The sequence below is a fragment of the Micromonospora sp. HUAS YX12 genome (assembly GCF_040215685.1).
GTDB classification, from domain to species: Bacteria; Actinomycetota; Actinomycetes; order Mycobacteriales; family Micromonosporaceae; genus Micromonospora; species Micromonospora tulbaghiae.
Window position 1 is genome coordinate 5,656,873 of sequence record NZ_CP157974.1, and the last position, 16,815, is coordinate 5,673,687.

Sequence of the window (16,815 nt, forward strand, 5' to 3'; positions counted from 1 at the left end):
TGCACCGGCAGGCGTTCGCGACCTTGACCGCTACACCTTTAAAAAGTGCGCCACTCTTCTGAGGGAACGTAGTCCCACGTGACCTCTGCCCGTTCCTTGAGGAAGACGGGTCGGCTGAGAACGATGTCGCCAGCCCGCTGAGCGCGGATGATCAAGCCGAGGTCCGCCAACTCCGGGTCCGCAGCGTGCGTATAACGCAGCTCTCGTCCACACCTATCCGCTTGACCCCATGCCCACTGTTCTACTTCGGAGGGCACGCGACCGACCAGCGCCACGCCACCGAGCGTGACCTGTGGTCCATTGAGTGCGTCAACCGCAACGCAGTACAGCATCCTGTCCATGTAGTAGGCACTGACGCCCGCATCGGTGAACGTCTCATACGACTCTCCACGACACGAACCGCAGCCCCTGCCGGCTGGCTCACCACCGCCGAGCGCCGCAGCCACCTCGTCGGAACTCATCCCGAACCGGAGCGGTCCCACGCTGGCCATCGGGACGAAGCTCCAGTGATCGCGCTCCTCATCACCCTTGGCATCCCAGAGGCCCATGGCCCGTCTCCCTGTTGACCCGTGCCGCCTGCGGCAGGCTAACGGTTTGACGGCGACCGCTTGTAGACGGCAGGCCGGTTGCCTGGCGTCGTACGGCTTCCCGCACCCGGTAGCCACCCGAAACTCGACCAGCGGTCAAGGAGCGCTACCGGGCGGCGCACTTGACCGGCGTGGTCCCCAGAACGCGGAAAGGGCCGACCCGATGTCCGGATCAGCCCTTTGACCTGCGTCGGGACGGCCGGATTCGAACCGACGACCCCTTGACCCCCAGGACGCTTCGCCACACGTCCACGCACGTCACACACGCTATCCTCAAAATCAGGCCGTTCGACCGACATCGAACCGCGCACCATCGCGCAGGCCGTGTGGTCCCTACATGGTCCCCGGGACGCCGACACGCTCGATGACCAGCGCACGCTTTAGTACTCCAACGTCACTTGGCTTCGGCGTTGGGCGTGGCGCGGGCATGCAGACGGCCACCGCGTTGATCATCGATGGTTTGTGAGGACAACCGATGATCGTGCGGTGGCCGCGTGCCACAGCGTAGACCCCGCCGGATGGCGGGTCATCCTGGACGAGGCGGTGAGGCGTGTCGCTGACCGGTTCGTGCGGGCGGAGCCGCGTCGGACCGCCGGGCAGTTCGTGGAAGGGCTGCTGTCGGGTGTGGAACGCAAGACCTGCTGGTCGCTTGCGGAACGGGCGGGTCACGACGATCCACAGGCGATGCAGCGGCTGCTGCGTACGGCGGTGTGGGACGCCGACGGTGTCCGTGACGACGTTCGGGCCTGGCTGATCGAGCAGCTCGGACACCCCGACGCGGTGCTGGTCTGCGACGAGACCGGGTTCTTGAAGAAGGGTGTGTGCTCGGTCGGGGTGCAGCGGCAGTACACCGGCACCGCCGGCCGGGTGGAGAACAGCCAGGTCGGGGTGTTCCTGGCCTACGTGTCACCGACGGGACGGGCGATGATCGACCGCCGGCTCTACCTACCCGAGACGACCTGGTGTCAGCAGCCCGACCGCCTCGCCGCCGCGGGCGTCCCCGACCAGGTCGGGTTCGCCACGAAGCCTGCCCTCGCCCGGCAGATGATCGCCGCCGCGATCGAGGCTGGTGTCCCGTTCGGGTGGGTGACCGGCGACGAGGTCTACGGCGCCGACCCCGGCCTACGCGCTGACCTGGAACACCACGGGATCGGCTACGTCCTGGCCGTCGGCTGTGACCGACGTGTGCACGTCAACGACGGCCGCACCCTGATCCGCGTCGACGAACTCGCCGAGCGGATACCCCGGCGTGAGTGGCAGCAGCACAGCTGCGGACCCGGGGCGAAAGGTCCCCGCGACTACCTGTGGGCCTGGATCACCACCGCCACTGAGCCAGGTGAGCACCGGTGGCTGCTGATCCGCCGCAACCGCACCACCGGCGAGCTGGCCTTCTACCTGTGCTGGTCACCCCGCCCGGTGCCGCTGCACACCCTCGTCACCGTCGCCGGCTCCCGCTGGAGCATCGAAGAACTGTTCCAGACCGGCAAAGGCCAAGTCGGCCTGGACCACTACCAGGTCCGCGGCTGGACCGGCTGGCACCGATTCATCACCCTGGCCATGCTCGCCCTGGCCGTCCTGACCATCCTCGCCGCTCAACAGCCCGACGCCGACCCCGAGATCATCGCGCTGACCGTCGCCGAGATCCGCCGACTCCTCAACGCCTTCGTCCTCACCGCGACGCTCTCACCGGCGCACACCCTGCACTGGTCGATCTGGCGACGAACATCCCAAGCCCGAGCCCGACGAGCCCACTACCAGCGCAGACAGACCAAGTGACGTTGGAGTATTAGGAAGTGTGGACACAGCCGCAAGCTGCTTGGCAGTGACCTGGCTTGACCTGCGCTGCCCGCTGGCCGCCACGCTACCCACCGAGCACCTTCTGCCGCGCCGACATCTCCTGCCGAAGCCGTCTCACCTCCTCAGGAGGGGCGTCCGGGAAACTGGGCACTGCTTCAGCGATATCCTCTATCGCCTCCTCGCCGATTACCTGGCTGATGGCATCCCACAGGACCCCTCGCGCCCGAGACGCTTGAGGGCCGATCAGCCACTCGGTGATGAACCGGTCGAGGGTCTCGGCGTCTGCCGTCCCGCTCGCCTCCCGTGAACCGATCCGGTCAATCGAGCGGGTGAGGCACTCAAGCAAGCGAGCTACCTCGATCGCCCGGTCAAGCGGGACGGTCACCGTTGATTCGCCGCTATTCACGTCCAAGGCCGCCCCTCTGAATCAACATGCTGTCGTAGACCGTCCAGGTCCTCGGACGGATAGCCGCCAGTCTGCCCCCGTCCCCCGGATAGGTGCCAAGAACTGCGGCGCCCGGTCGGGGTCAAGGGTGGCCGTAGGCCACCGGCATGCCGACTCGCAGCGCCCTTGGCGCCGGGCGGGCGGCGTAGAGGATCGGGCACCCGGGGGAACGGGTCACGCCCTGGTCCTCACCGCCGTTGAACCGCAGGCGGCGACCAACGAGAGGCCGCGGGCAAGCAGCTCCGCAGCGCGGCAGCCGATCGCCCCAACCTCAACGGGGAGCAATCCCGACGGCGATCGTCCCGCCTCAGCCCTTGTGCCCTTGGTGGTTGTCAGCGTGGCCGGCCGATGCCCACGGCCCCGGCGTTGTTCCGGCTTGAGGCGTTCTGTCCAGGTTGAGGACCGGACAGGACTGCAGTTGCGGGACGAGCGCGACTTCTGATGATCTTTCGGGTGTCTAGGCCAGAAGATCGTTCCAGGAGTCGCGCTCGTGTTGTTATCTTCGCCGATCAGCCCTGCTGTTGACCACCTCGCCGATTTGGCCCTGTGGGAGGCCGAACTCGCCGCGGGCTCGGTCACCGCGGATTCGGTGGCTGTGGATTCGTTGTCGGTGGCGTCGTCGCTGCTCGACAGGCTGCTGCAGGTACCCGATCCGCGGCGGTCGCGGGGTCTTCGGCATCCGCTGCTGGTGATCCTGGTCCTCACCGCGTGCGCCACGTTGGTGGTGGGCCACGACTCGGTGACCGCGATCCGGCAGTGGGCGGCGCGGACCCCGCAGGACGTCCTGCACCGCATCGGGGCCCGGTTCAACCCGCTGCTCGGTCGGTACACGGTGCCCAGCGAACGAACCTTCCGCCGGGTTCTGGCCGGCCTGGACGGCGACGCCCTCGACACGGCGACCTGCGGCTATGCCGCTGACGTCGTGCGGGGTAACGCCCTGGCACCGGTCATCGCCGTCGGCGACGACGAGCCCGTCGAGCGTGAGCAGCGCCGTGTCGCCACCCGGGCCGTGACCCACCCGAGACCGGCCGGGCTGCTGCCCGCCGCCGCGATCGACGGGAAGCTGTTGCACGGCAGCCGCACCCCGACCGGGCAGGTGTTCCTCGTCGCCGCGATCACCCACCACCGCGGGGTGATCCTGGGCCAACGCCAGGTCCCGGACAAACGCGGCGAGACCGCGGTCATCGCCGACCTATTGGCGCCCCTGGACGTGGCCGGCATGCTGCTCACCCTCGACGCGCTGCACACGAGCAAGAAGACAGCCCGCCTGATCACCGGGCCCCTGGGCGCCCACTACATGCTGATCTTGAAGGGGAACCAGCCGCTCGCCCACCAAGCCGCGCAAGCCTTGCTGTCCGGTACCGACACCGAGTTCGCCGACCACACCGACATCGACGACGATCGAGGACACGGACGTACCGAACGCCGAACCCTACGAGTCGCCGCCTGCGACGACAGCCTGTTCCCCGGCGCCAGGCAGGTCTTCCGGCTCCGCCGCGACACCGGCGGACTCGACGGCGTCCGCACGAGCAAAGACATCGTCCACGGCATCGTCAGCCTGGACGCCGATCTGGCCGGCCCGGAACACCTCAACCACTACGCCCGAGGGCACTGGTCCGTGGAAACCCGACTCCACTGGACCAGAGACGTCACCTTCCGAGAGGACAACTCCCAGCTCAGGACCGGTACCGCCCCACGAGCCCTGGCCAGCTTCCGCAACCTGACCCTCAACACCTTCCGCCTCGCCGGACGCGCCAACATCGCCCACGCCCGCCGCGACCTGCACGACCACACCGACACCTTCGCCGTCTACGGCATCTAACAAACCATGATCAAACCGGACATCTCTGAACAACGCCGGGGCCGTGGGCTACGCCGGACGCACGCGCACGCGCTATGCCGTTCCGGCCCGCGCGCACGCGCCCACGCAACGAGGCGTCAACGAGTCGAAGCCTCTTACGAAGACCGTGATGATCACCAGAGTGGTCACGGCGCAGCAGAGACCGTCGATCAGAGCCCGCACTGCCAACGCGGCTCGCCGTCGAGCACGGGCCGCGCCACAGCCAGCGAACGCTAACGATCACGCACGATGACATCAAAGTCCACATTGGATCTATTAATCGATGCATCGACATGTTATACACACAGCTGACGGCAACCGTGACGGCAACCCAGGCGCACGACCACACGTCTCAGCGCACAGAGCAACCGGCTGGTTACACAATCTCCCCAGCCGGGGCGCAGCCCAAAGACGCTATTTCTCAGAGATCCGTCAATCAGAGATCATACGGATGGAATGCTGGATGCCGACGAGGAAAATCCTTCGGAAAGATCGCAACACGATAGCTGCGCGAAAGTACGGCAGTCAGCCATTCCACCACTCCGCCATCAAACTCTTCCCACAGAGGCCCCCGAGCCTCACCGACTGCCACCTTCCAGTTGTTCGGGTCGTCAGACGACGAGGTTATCCAATACGCCACGTCGCCGTTGTCCGAGCGCCCAAAGGCAAGCAACTCTGATGGCATACGTGGCAAAGAGTGACCTCTCTCCACGAGATATTCAAGCGCCCAGCTAGTCCGTTCATGTTGATACTCAAGGTCTATGCCCTGACGCTGACAGGCAGGCTGGAAAACACGGAAGAAATCACCGAATGATCCAGGCCCGTAACGTTCGACAAGCCACTTGTAGTCCAACGGGAGGGCGAACTCAAGCCGCTCCTCCAGTTGCTGCCAATCCACAGGTGGCACCTCGCGCGAGGGAGGTGCCACCAGCGCTTCTAGCGCCGCCGGGTCATACATTCTTGGCGTCTTTCAGTGAATTAGTCGTCGAATCCGAACATTCCCGCCGGATTGCTGATGTATTCATTTAGTCTAAACCCGCCATTGCCATGTGCCTGCATCCTGATCCCAATGGGAATAGCGCTGTCTCCATGATAAACAGCCGTCGCAGTATACTGCACCGTCTGACCACCTTTGACTGCGTCATAAATTTGCTGCTCTAGGTCGCGCATGATCGGACTATTGACGGGGTCCTGGGTTATTGTGACCAAATTTGATCTCCTGGAACCGGACCCGCCGAGCATGCGAGCAAGAAGATGCCCACGCGCAACGTTATCGTCATCGCCTCGCCCAGCCGGCCAGCCCGGAGGCTTAATCCTACTGCTCGCAGCCGAACCGGTATTCAACATTGAAGACGTGATCGAGGCAGACACGCTAGTCGGTCGATGATGCGCGTCCAGACCACCATATCGAACGCTGCCGCCATGGCTGTACTTGTCCTGATGAATACCGCCGCCGCAGTTGTGCACCAGCACCGGCGCGGCTCCGGCCATCACATAGTACGTGTGGGTGATGGCGACGGTGAGGTCCCGCATCACCTTGGCGCCGGTGAAGTTGCGGACGTCGGTGACGTACTGGATCTGTCCGTCGGGCCCGACCAGGGTCGACTCGCCTGGGATCAGGTCGGCAGCGTCGACCCAGTCGCCGGTGGTGGCGTCCCAGAAGGGGTGGTGCGCGGTGGTGTGCAGAACCGCCGCGGTCGGTCCGCGGGTACTGCGTTCCCCTTCACCCTCGCCGGTGGACCGCGCCGGCTGGTCGGCGGGCTTTGCCGACACGGTCACGTCGGTCAGCTCGGTGTCTCGGTTGGCGTGTAGCAGGGTCACCTGCTGATCGCTGTGTTCACCGGTGGTGGGGTCGGTTGTGGCTACCGTGTCACCGATGTTGACCTCAGCGATCGGTCGTGCGGTGCCGTCGGCCATCAGGACCCGGGTGTCCGGGTCGAAGCTGTGCCGGTCGCATCCGGCCGCCTTCGGCTCGTTGTCCTGAACACGATCTCGGTCGCGCTGGTGCTCGGGCCGGTTCTGCTTCGGCGAGGTCCGTTCGGGCTTCTCCTGCCGCTTCGGCGCCTGCTTCGCCTTCGGCGGCGTGGCCGGCTTGGACGGCTTGGGTTTCGGCTTCGGCTTGGGCTTCGGCTTGGGCTTCGGCTTGACCGGTGGCTTGGGCTTCTTCTTGGGAGGCTTGGGTTTCTTGGGCACCTTCTGCATGAGGTCGTTGAGGTGCTTTCGGGCCTGGTTCATCAGGTCCTGGGCGCGGCGCATCATCGTGCGTGCGCCCTCGACGATGCGTTTCCACATCCGGTATCCGCTGAAGGCACGGTCGACCGCCCGGAACAGCGACTTGCCGATCTTGAATGCCTTGATCGGTCCGAGGAAGTTGGTGGCGAGGTCGATGCAGTCCCAGACGCCTCCGTCGAGGCATCCCATCAGCGATGTCCAGCCGATCATGTCGAGGAGCATCCCGACACCGACCTGGAGGAGGATGTCGAACAGTGAGGTTTGGCTCTCCCGCTCTGCCCGCTGGTAGTCGGCTTCCTGCCGGGCGATCTCCTCGCCGGCGAACTTGACGTCTCGCTGGTGTTGCGTGAGGTCACGGGTGTATTGGGCGATCGCGGCGTCGTACTTCTTCAGCTCGCACGAGTAGTCGTATTGGCCGCACTTGCCGTCCACCGCATGCCCGGTGGTGTCGGTGTTGCCCAGCGGGTCCGCCTCCGCGTACGCGAACCTGTTCGCCGCCCCGGAGCTGGGAGTGGGGTTGAGCGTGACATCGTCGCGGGTGTCGAAAGCGCCGGTTTCTGGGTTGTACCACCTCGCCCACATGTTGACTCGGCCGGTGCCCTGGTCGGTCCACTCGGACTGGTAGCCGAGTTTGCCGAGCATCCCGGTGCTGGACAGGACCTTGCCCCAGGGGTCGTACGCGACCGACGCGGTCAGGGTCGTGCCCGTGCCGGTGAACTCGCCCACCACGTCGGTGTGCAGATCGGTCCAGGCGTAGCGCTGCGTACCGCCGGATGCGACACCTACGAGCCCGTCCGCGGCGTCGCGCACGTACACCGCGCCGCCGTCGCCGGCCACCGTGTTACCCAGACCGGTGTACGTCAGGTTCGGCTGGATGAGCCGGCCCAGGCCGTCGTAGGTGTAGGTGGAGGCCGCACCGCCAGCCGCGCCTTGCGACCACACCTGGTTGAACGCGTCGGTGACGGTGGTCGTGTCCTGGCCGCCAGACCTGGTGCGTGTGAGCGTGCCCCGCGGCGTGTACTCGTAGCTCGTCCCGTCCGACGACGACTGCAACTGGTTGCGCGCGTCGTAGGTGAACGTCTTGCTGCCCGCTTGAACACGGTTGCCGGACTTGTCGTACGCGTACACCACGGGGTTCGTGCCGTTGTTCCAGCCGATCAGACGGTCGGCCAGGTCGTAGGTGTAGGTGTTGGCTGCCGCGCCGGTGAGTCCGAGGGTCGTCTTCGAGGTGACGTTGTCGTTGAGGTCCCACCCGTACTGAATCTTGGCGATGCTGGTGCCGCCGCTGGTCTTCAGCTCGTCGACTGTCATGCGGTGCAGGTCGTCGTAGCTGAACGACCGGACGTTGCCGCCGGTTCCGTGCGTGATCGACGACACCTGCGACAGGGTGTTGTACCCGTAGGTCAGGTTCGTCCCCGCGGTCGGGTTGACCACCGTGGCGGGGCGGCCGGCCGTGTCATAGGTGTACGACGTCGTTCCGGCCGCGTCCGTGCGTGAGGTCAGCGCCCCGTCGCCGTTGTAGGTGTAGGACGAGGCACCCGACACCCCACCGATCGTCACGGGCAGACTGCGGTCGTCGTACTCGACGGTGGTCTCGCCCGCCGAGCCGACGAACGACGTCATCCGGCCTGCCGCGTCGTAGTCGAACGTGCGATCGACCGTCGTGGCCTGCGCGCCGGCGCCGGAGCTGCGTACCAGCCGGCCCAGGTCGTCGTACTCCGAGGTGACGCTTACCCCGCCCGGCGAGTCCAGCCGTACCAGCTGGCCGGCCGCGTCGTACGACATGGTGAATGTGCGGTCGGCGAGCGCCGGATGGGCGGTCGTGGCGGGCTCGATCTGCGATTCGACCAGGCCCCACGGGTTGTAGGTGGTGATGAATTTGTTGCCGCGGCCGTCGGTGAACCGGGTCTGCCGGCCGGCCAGGTCGTAGCCGAACGTCGAGACGATCTGGTCGGATCCGCTGATCGGCTCGGTCTGCGACACCATCTGCCCGGCCGCGTCGAAGGCGAACGTCTTCGTCGTGCCCCGCGCGTCGGTGGCCGCTACCAGGTTGCCGGCCGTGTCGTACTGGCTGGACACCGTCCGCAACAGCACGTCGTCGGCGGGCGCGCTGGTCGGGCCGGGCGAGTACGACTTGGCGCTGATCGCACGCCCGGCCAGGTCGTACGCCATGGTCTGGTAGGTCTGGTCGGGTGCGGTGACCCTGATCGGGCGGCCGGCGCCGTCGTACTGGGTGGTCGTGGTGTTGCTGGCCCCGTCGGTGACGCTGATCTGCTCACCGGCGGTGTTGTAGGACTGCGTCGTGACCACGCCGGTCGGCGAGGTGATCGACGTCGGCCACGGTCCGGTCCCGTACCCGAAGGTGGTCGTGTGGGCCTTTCCGGTCTGGCGCACCACCTCGGTGGAGGTGACGGTGCGTCCCAGGTAGTCGTATGTGGCGGTGCCCTTCGCCCCGGTCGGGTCGGTCTGTGACAGCAGGTCGCCGTTGAGGTTGTACTCGAAGCGGCTCACGCCGCCGTCGGGTGCGGTGACCTTTGCGGTGCGACCGAGCTGGTCGTAGACGATCGAGGTCTCCGCGCCGAGGGGGTCGGAGGTGGACACCACCTGTCCGACGGCGTTGTAGACGTTGGTCGTCTTGGCCACGATCGGGGTGGACGAGCCCGGCGGGGTGTACGCGGGCAGTTGCGTCTCGACCGGCTGGCCCGCGGCGTCATAGCGGACAACGGTGACGTTGCCATTGGGATCCTGCTGTTCGGTCAGCTCGCCGAAGGTGTTGTAGCCGAGTCGAACCGTCGACACCGCGGTGACCGGTGCCTGCTCTCCCACCACAGTGCTCACCGCCGGGGAGGTCGTCACCACGGCGCGGCCCACCTCGTCGTTGGTCACATAGGTGGTGTCGCCGTTCGGGTTGGTTGTCGACGTGATCGACCCGTCGGTGTCCAGGGTGTAGCTCGTGCGGATCACCCGAGCGTCCGCGGCAGGCAGGGCGCCGGAGCGCACCTGTCCCACCTCGCTGCCGCTCAGCGGCCGCGAGTAGACCTGCACGTCGTCAACGCGGCCCTGCCAGAAGTTCTCCAACACGCCGTTCCAGGTGCCGGCGCCGATGAGCATCGACTTGCGGGGTGTGAACGTCGTGGTGGCGGTGGCGGTGTGCTTGAGTACGCCGTTGATGTACAGACTCATCGTGCCGGAGACGGGATCGTAAGTACCTACGAGGTGAGTCCAGGTGTTCAGCTGCCCGGCCGCTGAGGTCTTGGCGGCCTTGCCCGGCGAACTGGTGGTGTCGGAGTCCTTCATGTTGAACCGCCACTCGACGGTGGCGTCGTCGAAGCCGAGCGAGAAGGCGTCCTGCATCACGCCCCGCGCGGCGACGACCTTGTGCTTGGCGGTGCCGTCGGTCAAGTAGACCCATGCCGCGACGGTGAACCCCGCGGTGGCGTCCACGGCCGGGCCCGCCGTCTCGATGGCGCTGGTGCCGTCGAACTGCGCCGAGCCGCCGTGGTCGGTGGACCAGCCGACTCCGCTGGCCGGCAGCATGCCGGCGTTGTTGCCGGTCGAGTCGGCGGCCTTGCCGCCGGTCGTCTCGTCAAGCATCCACCGGCCGACCGGCGTTGCCGCGTTGCCGGTGTACGTCGTGTTCGACAGCACCCGGCCTAGCGGGTCGTACAGGGCCTCCGAGGCGCCGACCAAGGTGCCGCCCTGGGTCAGGGTCGTGGACAGCACGTCGTCGTTGGCCGAGTAGGTGTGGGTGGTGGTGCGGTTGAGTCCACCCGGATTCAGAGTCGCGGTCAGGCCCCGGCCGGCCGCGTCGTACGTACGATCGGTCCTGGTGAGCCCGTTGTTGGTGATCTGCGAGACCAGGTTGCCGGCGGCGTCGTAGCTGTTGTTCTCCTGTACGAAGGACGCGCCGGTGCTGGGGTCGCTCCGGGTCACCGTGGCGAGCAGGTTGTTGTCGGTGTAGGTGTAGTCGGTCTTCCAGCCCATCGCGTCGGTCACCGACGCCAGGCGGCCGGCCGGGTCGTACGCCATCGACTTGACGATCAGGTCTGCCGGCGGCGAGGGATCGTTGGGGTCTCCGGTGTAGTCCTCCACCACCACGGCGAGTTCGTTACCGATGGCGTCGTAGTCGGTGCGCAGGATGCTGCCGTCGGCGTGGGTCTGCCGGTGCACCCGGCCGTACGGGTCGTAGCCGAGGGTCAGCGTCTTACCGTTGGCGTCGGTCTCGGTCACCCGCCTCCCGTGGCTGTCGTAGCCGTACGTCACGGTTCGCGGCGCGTCCCCGCCGGTGCTGTCCGACACGGTCTCCGATACCGGGAGACCGTCCTCGTTGTAGGTGACGGTGGTGACCGGTGTGTGCGTCGCGCCGGTGACCTGGTTGGTGGTCGCTGGATCCGTCCGCTCGACCACCCGGTCCAGCGCGTCGTGCTTGAAGGCGGTCGTTGAGCGGGGAACGCCCCCGACGATGTCGATTTCCTTGGTGGTGCGTCCCAGCTGGTCGTACTCGTACCGGGTGACCAGGCCTGCCGGGTCGGTCACCTCGGCGATGTCGCCGTTGGCGTAGTAGACGATGCGCACCACGCCACCGCCCGGTTTGGTGATCGTTGACGGCAGGCCGGGCGGAGCGAATCCGCCCCCGAACGCCGCGACGGTGGTGCCGTCGGTGTAGACGACGGTTGTCCTGCGCCCCAGCGGGTCAGTGGTCGCGGTGCGGTTGCCGGTGACGGGGTCGTACGTGTAGGTGGTCAGGTAGGTGTTGTCGGACGCGGAGGTCGACCCTGCTTCCCGCTTCTCGAGCAACCGGTCGTTGAGCACGTTCGCCGGAGGGCTCTGAGTGGTCGCATCCGGGTAGTAGGTGGAATAGCTCGTCGAGCACTTGTTCGCCGACCGGTCCTGGCAGGTGGTGGTGGAGACGACGTTGCCGCGCACGTCGTGCTCGTTGATCGTCATGTTGCCGTTGGGATCGGTGACCGTGCGCAGGTAGCCCTTGCTGCTGTAGCCGAATCGGGTTGCGAAGCCGCGTGTGTCGACCTCGGCGACCTTGCGCCCGGCTTGCAGGTCGTGCACGTCCTTGCTTTGGGCGTCGTCCGGGTGCACCACCGTGTAGGTGACTCCCGGTACGGCGGCGGCCTTCACCGCGTCCCGGGCCTTGAACTGCGTCTCGACGTGCTTGGTGTCGAGTGAGGAGCGGTAGAACGCGACCTCGGCGATCTGTCCGTTGAAGTGGCCGTTGAGGTTCGTCGGGGTGGACGGCCAATGGGTGCTGATCTTTCCGGCGCCGATGTAGCCGTAGCCCAGGGTGCGGGTCTCCGTCGATGTCGTCGTCTTGGTGGCGATCTGCTTGCCGTCGAGGTACAGGGCCTGACCGGTCGCCGTGCGGGTCAGCACCGCCGAGTGCCACTTGCCGTCGTTGACCGTGGTGGTCGAGGTCATCGCGCCGGCACCATTGCAGTAGCAGAAGGTGCCGCGCAGCTTTCCGTCGACCCCGACGTACAGCGCGGGAAGCCATTGGGCGTCCCCGCTCTGCCCGAGCGCGTTGGTCTGGAATCCGGCCAGGACGCCACCGGCGGAGGTGCTGGTCTTGAACCACAACCCGATCGAACGGTCATCGGCCGTCGCCGGTGGGATCTCCGTGCCCGGCAGTGTCAGGTAAGAGGATGTGCCGTTGAAGGATGCCGCCGGGGCAGACGACCCGAACGGCCCGGGCGCGCTGCCGAGCGTGACCGAGCTGTAGCTGGCGACGTCCCCGTTGATCTCATTGACCGCGTCGACCGTGCCGGTCTCCGCCAAACGCCAGTAGTTCGACGGGACGCCGCCCAGCACTGCGCTCTCGTAGATCTTCGTGGTGCCGGCCACGGACGCCGGGAGCGGACGCCACACGCCGCCGTTGCCGTCGGTCATCTGGCTGACCCGGCCGGTCACGCCGTCGTAGGAGACCTGCGCGGTCGCGTTGCCCGACGGACGCCGCACCTCCGTCATAGGGGTCACCGGCGTCCTGGCCCCGTAGATGTCACCGACCATCTGGTCAGTGACCGGCGTGTCGAACAGCGCCACCTCCGCCACCGACCCGGTGAAATGGTCCGGCGTGCCGAGATTGCTGACCGTACTGCCGCGCGACTGGTTCGGCCAGCCGCCGCCGAGGAACCCGGTCCCGATATATGAGTAGACCGGGCTCATGTCCTGGACGGCGATGCCGGTCTGCTGCGCCACCTGGACGCCGTCGACGAACATCTGCTGCTTGTTGCCCGATGCCGACAGCACCACGTGGTGCCACTGGTTGTCCGCGACGCTGGCCGGTGACTGCATCGGGTTGTGCGTCCGCGCCACGAACGACTGGTCCGCCTGGTTGAACCGGCCGCAGGCCCAGATCTGCATCTCGGCACCGTTTTGGGTCCCGTCCCCGACCGAGTCCAGACACTTGTACGAGTAGTCGTTGATGACCTGGCCGTTGGCCCGCACGTCCCACTTCTGGTCGACCGCACCGGTGCAGGCCCACGTGACGACGTCCGCGCCGTTACCGGTGGCGCCGCCGGACACGCCCGCGCATTTCACCGAACCGCCGCTGGTCACGCGCAACTCCCGGTCCGCGGTCCAGGTCCACTGCTGGTTCGCCGCCCCCGTGCAGGGGCCCAGCGCCAGCACAACATTGCTCGCCGACGAGTTCCCGGGCACCTCCAGGCATTGGCCCTGCCCGTATGCGAGCAGACTGCCGATGGCGGTGCCGGGCGTCGGGGCGGTGGGGAAACCGCCCACGAGCTTCCCGTTCGAGCCGATGTACAACGTCGGGTTGTAAGCCCCCTTGGCGGCGCTCGCCGTGGCAGGTTCCCAGGACTGGCCGTAAAGGACACCGTCGCCGCCGGAGGTCTTCACCCACATGCTGATCGCCTGCGCGGAGGCGTCGCCGACGAGCTTGGCCGGCACCGACACCCGCGACGAGGAGCCGTTGAAACCGGCCGCCGTCGCCGTTGAGGCCGCCAGCGGACCGGGCTGCCCGAGGGTCACATTGCTGTAGACGCCGTTGTCGGCGCCGGCGTTCTCCAGCACGGAACTCGCGGCGGTCGTGCCGCTGGTCTCGGTCAGCCGCCAGTAGGAGTGGGGCAGGGCGTTGCTCACCGCGGTCTGGTAGAGAGAGCCGCCGGTGTAGCTGTAGGTGTGGCACTGCGTGCTGGACGTCGGCGGGCAGGCCTGGGTCAGCGCGTCGCCGGAATAGCTGTAGGTCCAGGTGTTCTGCGTGGTTTGACCGTTGACCGTGACGGGATCGCTGCTGACCGATGCCACGTGCGGCGCGCTGGCCCCCGGTGGGGTGGTCCAGTTCAGCGTCAAGGTCCGTCCCGACGCGGCGGTCATCTTGGTCATCCGGCCGTTGGTGTAGGTGAACGTCAGGGCTCGCCCGGAGACATCCTTGACCTTGGTCACCGCGTACCGACCTGAGCCCTGGGAGCTCAGGAACTCGTAGCTGGTGCCGTCCTTCTCGACAAGCTTGTAACCGCCGGTGACTGTCGAGAGCGTGGTCGTACGCCCGGCTGGCGACGAGAACGTGCCGTTGCCGTTGCGGCCGAAGGCCATCTGTCGGCCGTTCGGGTAGGTCACCACGACGGTGTTGACGGTGGTGGTTCCGCTGGCGTACCGCTCGATCGCATGGGCGTCGGCCATGGTCGACCAGCCGGCACCGAACGCGTGACCACTGCGCGGGTCGATGCTGTTGTACGACCGCACGATCTCCAGCGGTGGACCGACCGTGTTCACCATCGCGTCCCGGGTCGCGGTGGTGTAGTTGCCGATGCTCGGGTCGAAACCGCGTCCCGAGTTCTGCGACAGCCCGGAGGTGATCGACGGCTGTGGCACTGGGGTGACCAGCAGGTGCTTCGTCAGGGCGTCGGCGTTGGTGAGCAGGCCGTCGGAAACCTGCACCGTCCAGTAGTACGACTCACCCCAGGCGAGTACGCCGGAGGGCACGGTCCACGACTTCTTGGTAAGCCAGTTCGAGGTGGCGATCTGGGTCTTGCCGTCGCTGCCGTAGACGATGAACTTGTACTGCAGAGACTTCGGGAACTTGTCCGGGTCGTGTGCGTCGGCCAGCAGTTCCGGCGTCAACGTCTGCGTGGCCTGCCCGTAGCCCGGGTACTGCTCGTTGACCTGAGGTGGCTCGTTTGAGTCGTAGGTCAACTGCAGGTAGGGCTTGTACGCCGCGCCGTAGTTGGCGGAGGTGAACCTCTTGAAGCCGGTGGAACTGGTCTCCGACGCGGTGATCGCCAAGCCGTTGTTGCCGATGTCCCGGGTCGACCAGGCGTTGAAGGTCGTCACCGCGAGCGGAACCGACCACCACCTGCCGACGCTGCGGTCCCCCGACGTGTTCCCGCACGCCGGCGAGTTGTTCGTGATCGTCAACGTTCCGATGGCGGTGCCGAAGGTCGGGCCTGCGGCGAGGCCTGCGTTGCTGGTCAGCGAATCGACGGTCCACGGTTCGTGAATCTGCCGCACGAAGAAGGGGGTGTTGTCGCCGCAACTCCATGACCAGGTGTGGTAGAGGAACAGCTTCGCAGCCCTGATCTGGGTACCCACCAACCCGTTGTTGTCGAACTCGTCGAAGTGAATGAACGAGCGGGAGACCGACGTGCCGTTGTTCCAGGTGCCGACCGGCAGATCGTTGGTGTTGTGGTTGGTCGTGCTCGAATCGTTGTCGACGAAGACGTCACCGGTGTCGAAGGTGTCCACTGTCGATGGGTCGACCCGCACCGGATACCGGCGAGCCGGGTCGGCCAGCCACGCCGCGTCCGCCGTCACCCGCAGCGCCGGCTGATCGTCGACCGTGATCAGCTCGTAGGTGACAGCGGACGACTGGGCCGGCGCACCGGACCTGGGGTGGACATTGGAGTCTTCCATGTAGCCCTGCGGCACCCGCAACGCGACGTCGCCGCTCGCGTTCAGCATCGCGATCGAACCGTCTGCCCGCAGCTGCGGGGTCAGCCCTTTGAGCCGAAGCGGGAAGACCCACTGGTTACCCGCCATCGGTGACTTGAGGATCAGGGTCTCCTTGAGACCGTTACCGAAGGTGTCCAGCTCGACATCGGTGTACGGCAAGATCTCCGGATACGTCGCCGTGGAACCATCGACAATCGCCGGCACCTCCGCCGCCCCGGCCAGCCCGTAGGCCAACGAATGACCCGACGCGGTCGTCACCGAAGCCAACGGACCGGAGGCATCCGCGGCACCCCGTGGGGCCAGGTCCACCGCGATGGAGTTGGCACGCATCGCCCACCGACCGTCCCGGCGGGTCAGCTGAGTGTCGATCGGCTGGTAGGTGCCGCTCTTGTCCTTGAAATTGACCCGCGCTCCGTACAGCCGACGTGTGAACGAACCGTCAGCGTTCTGGAACTCGTCGTACCGCGCGCTCGACCGCTGCGGCACCCGCTTACTGGTCTGCTCGTTGAAGCTGTTCTCGCCGGACAGCACCGGCGTCGTCCACGGCTTCTTCGGATCCGGTGCGGGAACCTCGGCGTCGACTGCACCGCGCCCCCGACCAGGCGCCCGGCCCTGTCCACCGTCGGCCCGAGTCTGCTCCGCCGACACGTAGTGGTCACGGTTCTTGGCGCCACCAGCCGACTTCTGCACCGGCACGCCCGTGACGGCCGCCCACGCCGGCAACTGCCGGAACCACGACGACAGCGACGGAAGCGGAAAGCCGCCCCCCTCGGGCACCGCCCCCTGCGGCACACCCAACGACAGCGCCAGCGCCAACGTGGTGACGACAGCGATCCGGCGCCTCATGGGCCCTCCACTATTGAAGATGATCAAACAGCTCGGGAAGTCTCGCCTGCCGATGACGTCGGCGCAAGATCTTGTTTTCGAACCTCAGGTGCCTTAACGTGCGCCGGTGTCCAACCGCGTACGGCCGCGCCCGGCAGCAGCGAACCGGC

Annotated in this window: 6 protein-coding genes; 2 read left to right on the forward strand and 4 right to left on the reverse strand. The window is 66.7% G+C overall.

Annotated elements, in window-relative coordinates; translation table 11 throughout:
• Window positions 1-38: 38 nt before the first annotated feature.
• Window positions 39-548 carry a hypothetical protein gene (locus tag ABIH81_RS26910; RefSeq protein ID WP_349877686.1) on the reverse strand — a complete coding sequence of 170 codons (510 nt, stop codon included), beginning with the start codon at window positions 546-548 and terminating at the stop codon, window positions 39-41.
• 582 nt (window positions 549-1,130) lie between these two features.
• Between ABIH81_RS26910 and ABIH81_RS26915 the strand changes: the two genes are divergently transcribed.
• Window positions 1,131-2,363, forward strand: coding sequence for an IS701 family transposase (locus tag ABIH81_RS26915; RefSeq protein ID WP_349877687.1), 1,233 nt, complete (start codon window positions 1,131-1,133; stop codon window positions 2,361-2,363).
• An 85-nt stretch (window positions 2,364-2,448) separates the two neighbouring features.
• Here the strand turns inward: ABIH81_RS26915 and ABIH81_RS26920 are convergent, their stop codons facing one another.
• A complete protein-coding gene (locus ABIH81_RS26920) occupies window positions 2,449-2,790 on the reverse strand; it encodes a hypothetical protein (RefSeq protein ID WP_349881211.1) in 342 nt (113 codons plus the stop codon).
• Between the two features lie 628 nt (window positions 2,791-3,418).
• Between ABIH81_RS26920 and ABIH81_RS26925 the strand changes: the two genes are divergently transcribed.
• Window positions 3,419-4,651 (forward strand): ISAs1 family transposase, encoded by a 1,233-nt coding sequence (locus ABIH81_RS26925; protein WP_349877688.1) that lies wholly within the window; start codon window positions 3,419-3,421, stop codon window positions 4,649-4,651.
• A 454-nt stretch (window positions 4,652-5,105) separates the two neighbouring features.
• Here the strand turns inward: ABIH81_RS26925 and ABIH81_RS26930 are convergent, their stop codons facing one another.
• Together ABIH81_RS26930 and ABIH81_RS26935 are read right to left on the reverse strand one after the other, a co-directional pair.
• Entirely contained in the window at window positions 5,106-5,627 is a 522-nt protein-coding gene (locus tag ABIH81_RS26930; protein ID WP_349877690.1) for an SMI1/KNR4 family protein, read from the reverse strand.
• A gap of 20 nt (window positions 5,628-5,647) precedes the next feature.
• Window positions 5,648-16,666, reverse strand: a complete 11,019-nt coding sequence (locus ABIH81_RS26935; RefSeq protein ID WP_349877691.1) for a LamG-like jellyroll fold domain-containing protein — start codon at window positions 16,664-16,666, stop codon at window positions 5,648-5,650.
• Window positions 16,667-16,815 lie beyond the last annotated feature (149 nt).

Excerpts from the sequence above, each read along its gene's own strand:
- ABIH81_RS26910 (WP_349877686.1), bottom strand. The coding sequence starts at position 548 with ATGGGCCTCTGGGATGCCAAGGGTGATGAGGAGCGCGATCACTGGAGC.
- ABIH81_RS26930 (WP_349877690.1), bottom strand. The coding sequence starts at position 5,627 with ATGTATGACCCGGCGGCGCTAGAAGCGCTGGTGGCACCTCCCTCGCGC.
- ABIH81_RS26935 (WP_349877691.1), bottom strand. The coding sequence starts at position 16,666 with ATGAGGCGCCGGATCGCTGTCGTCACCACGTTGGCGCTGGCGCTGTCG.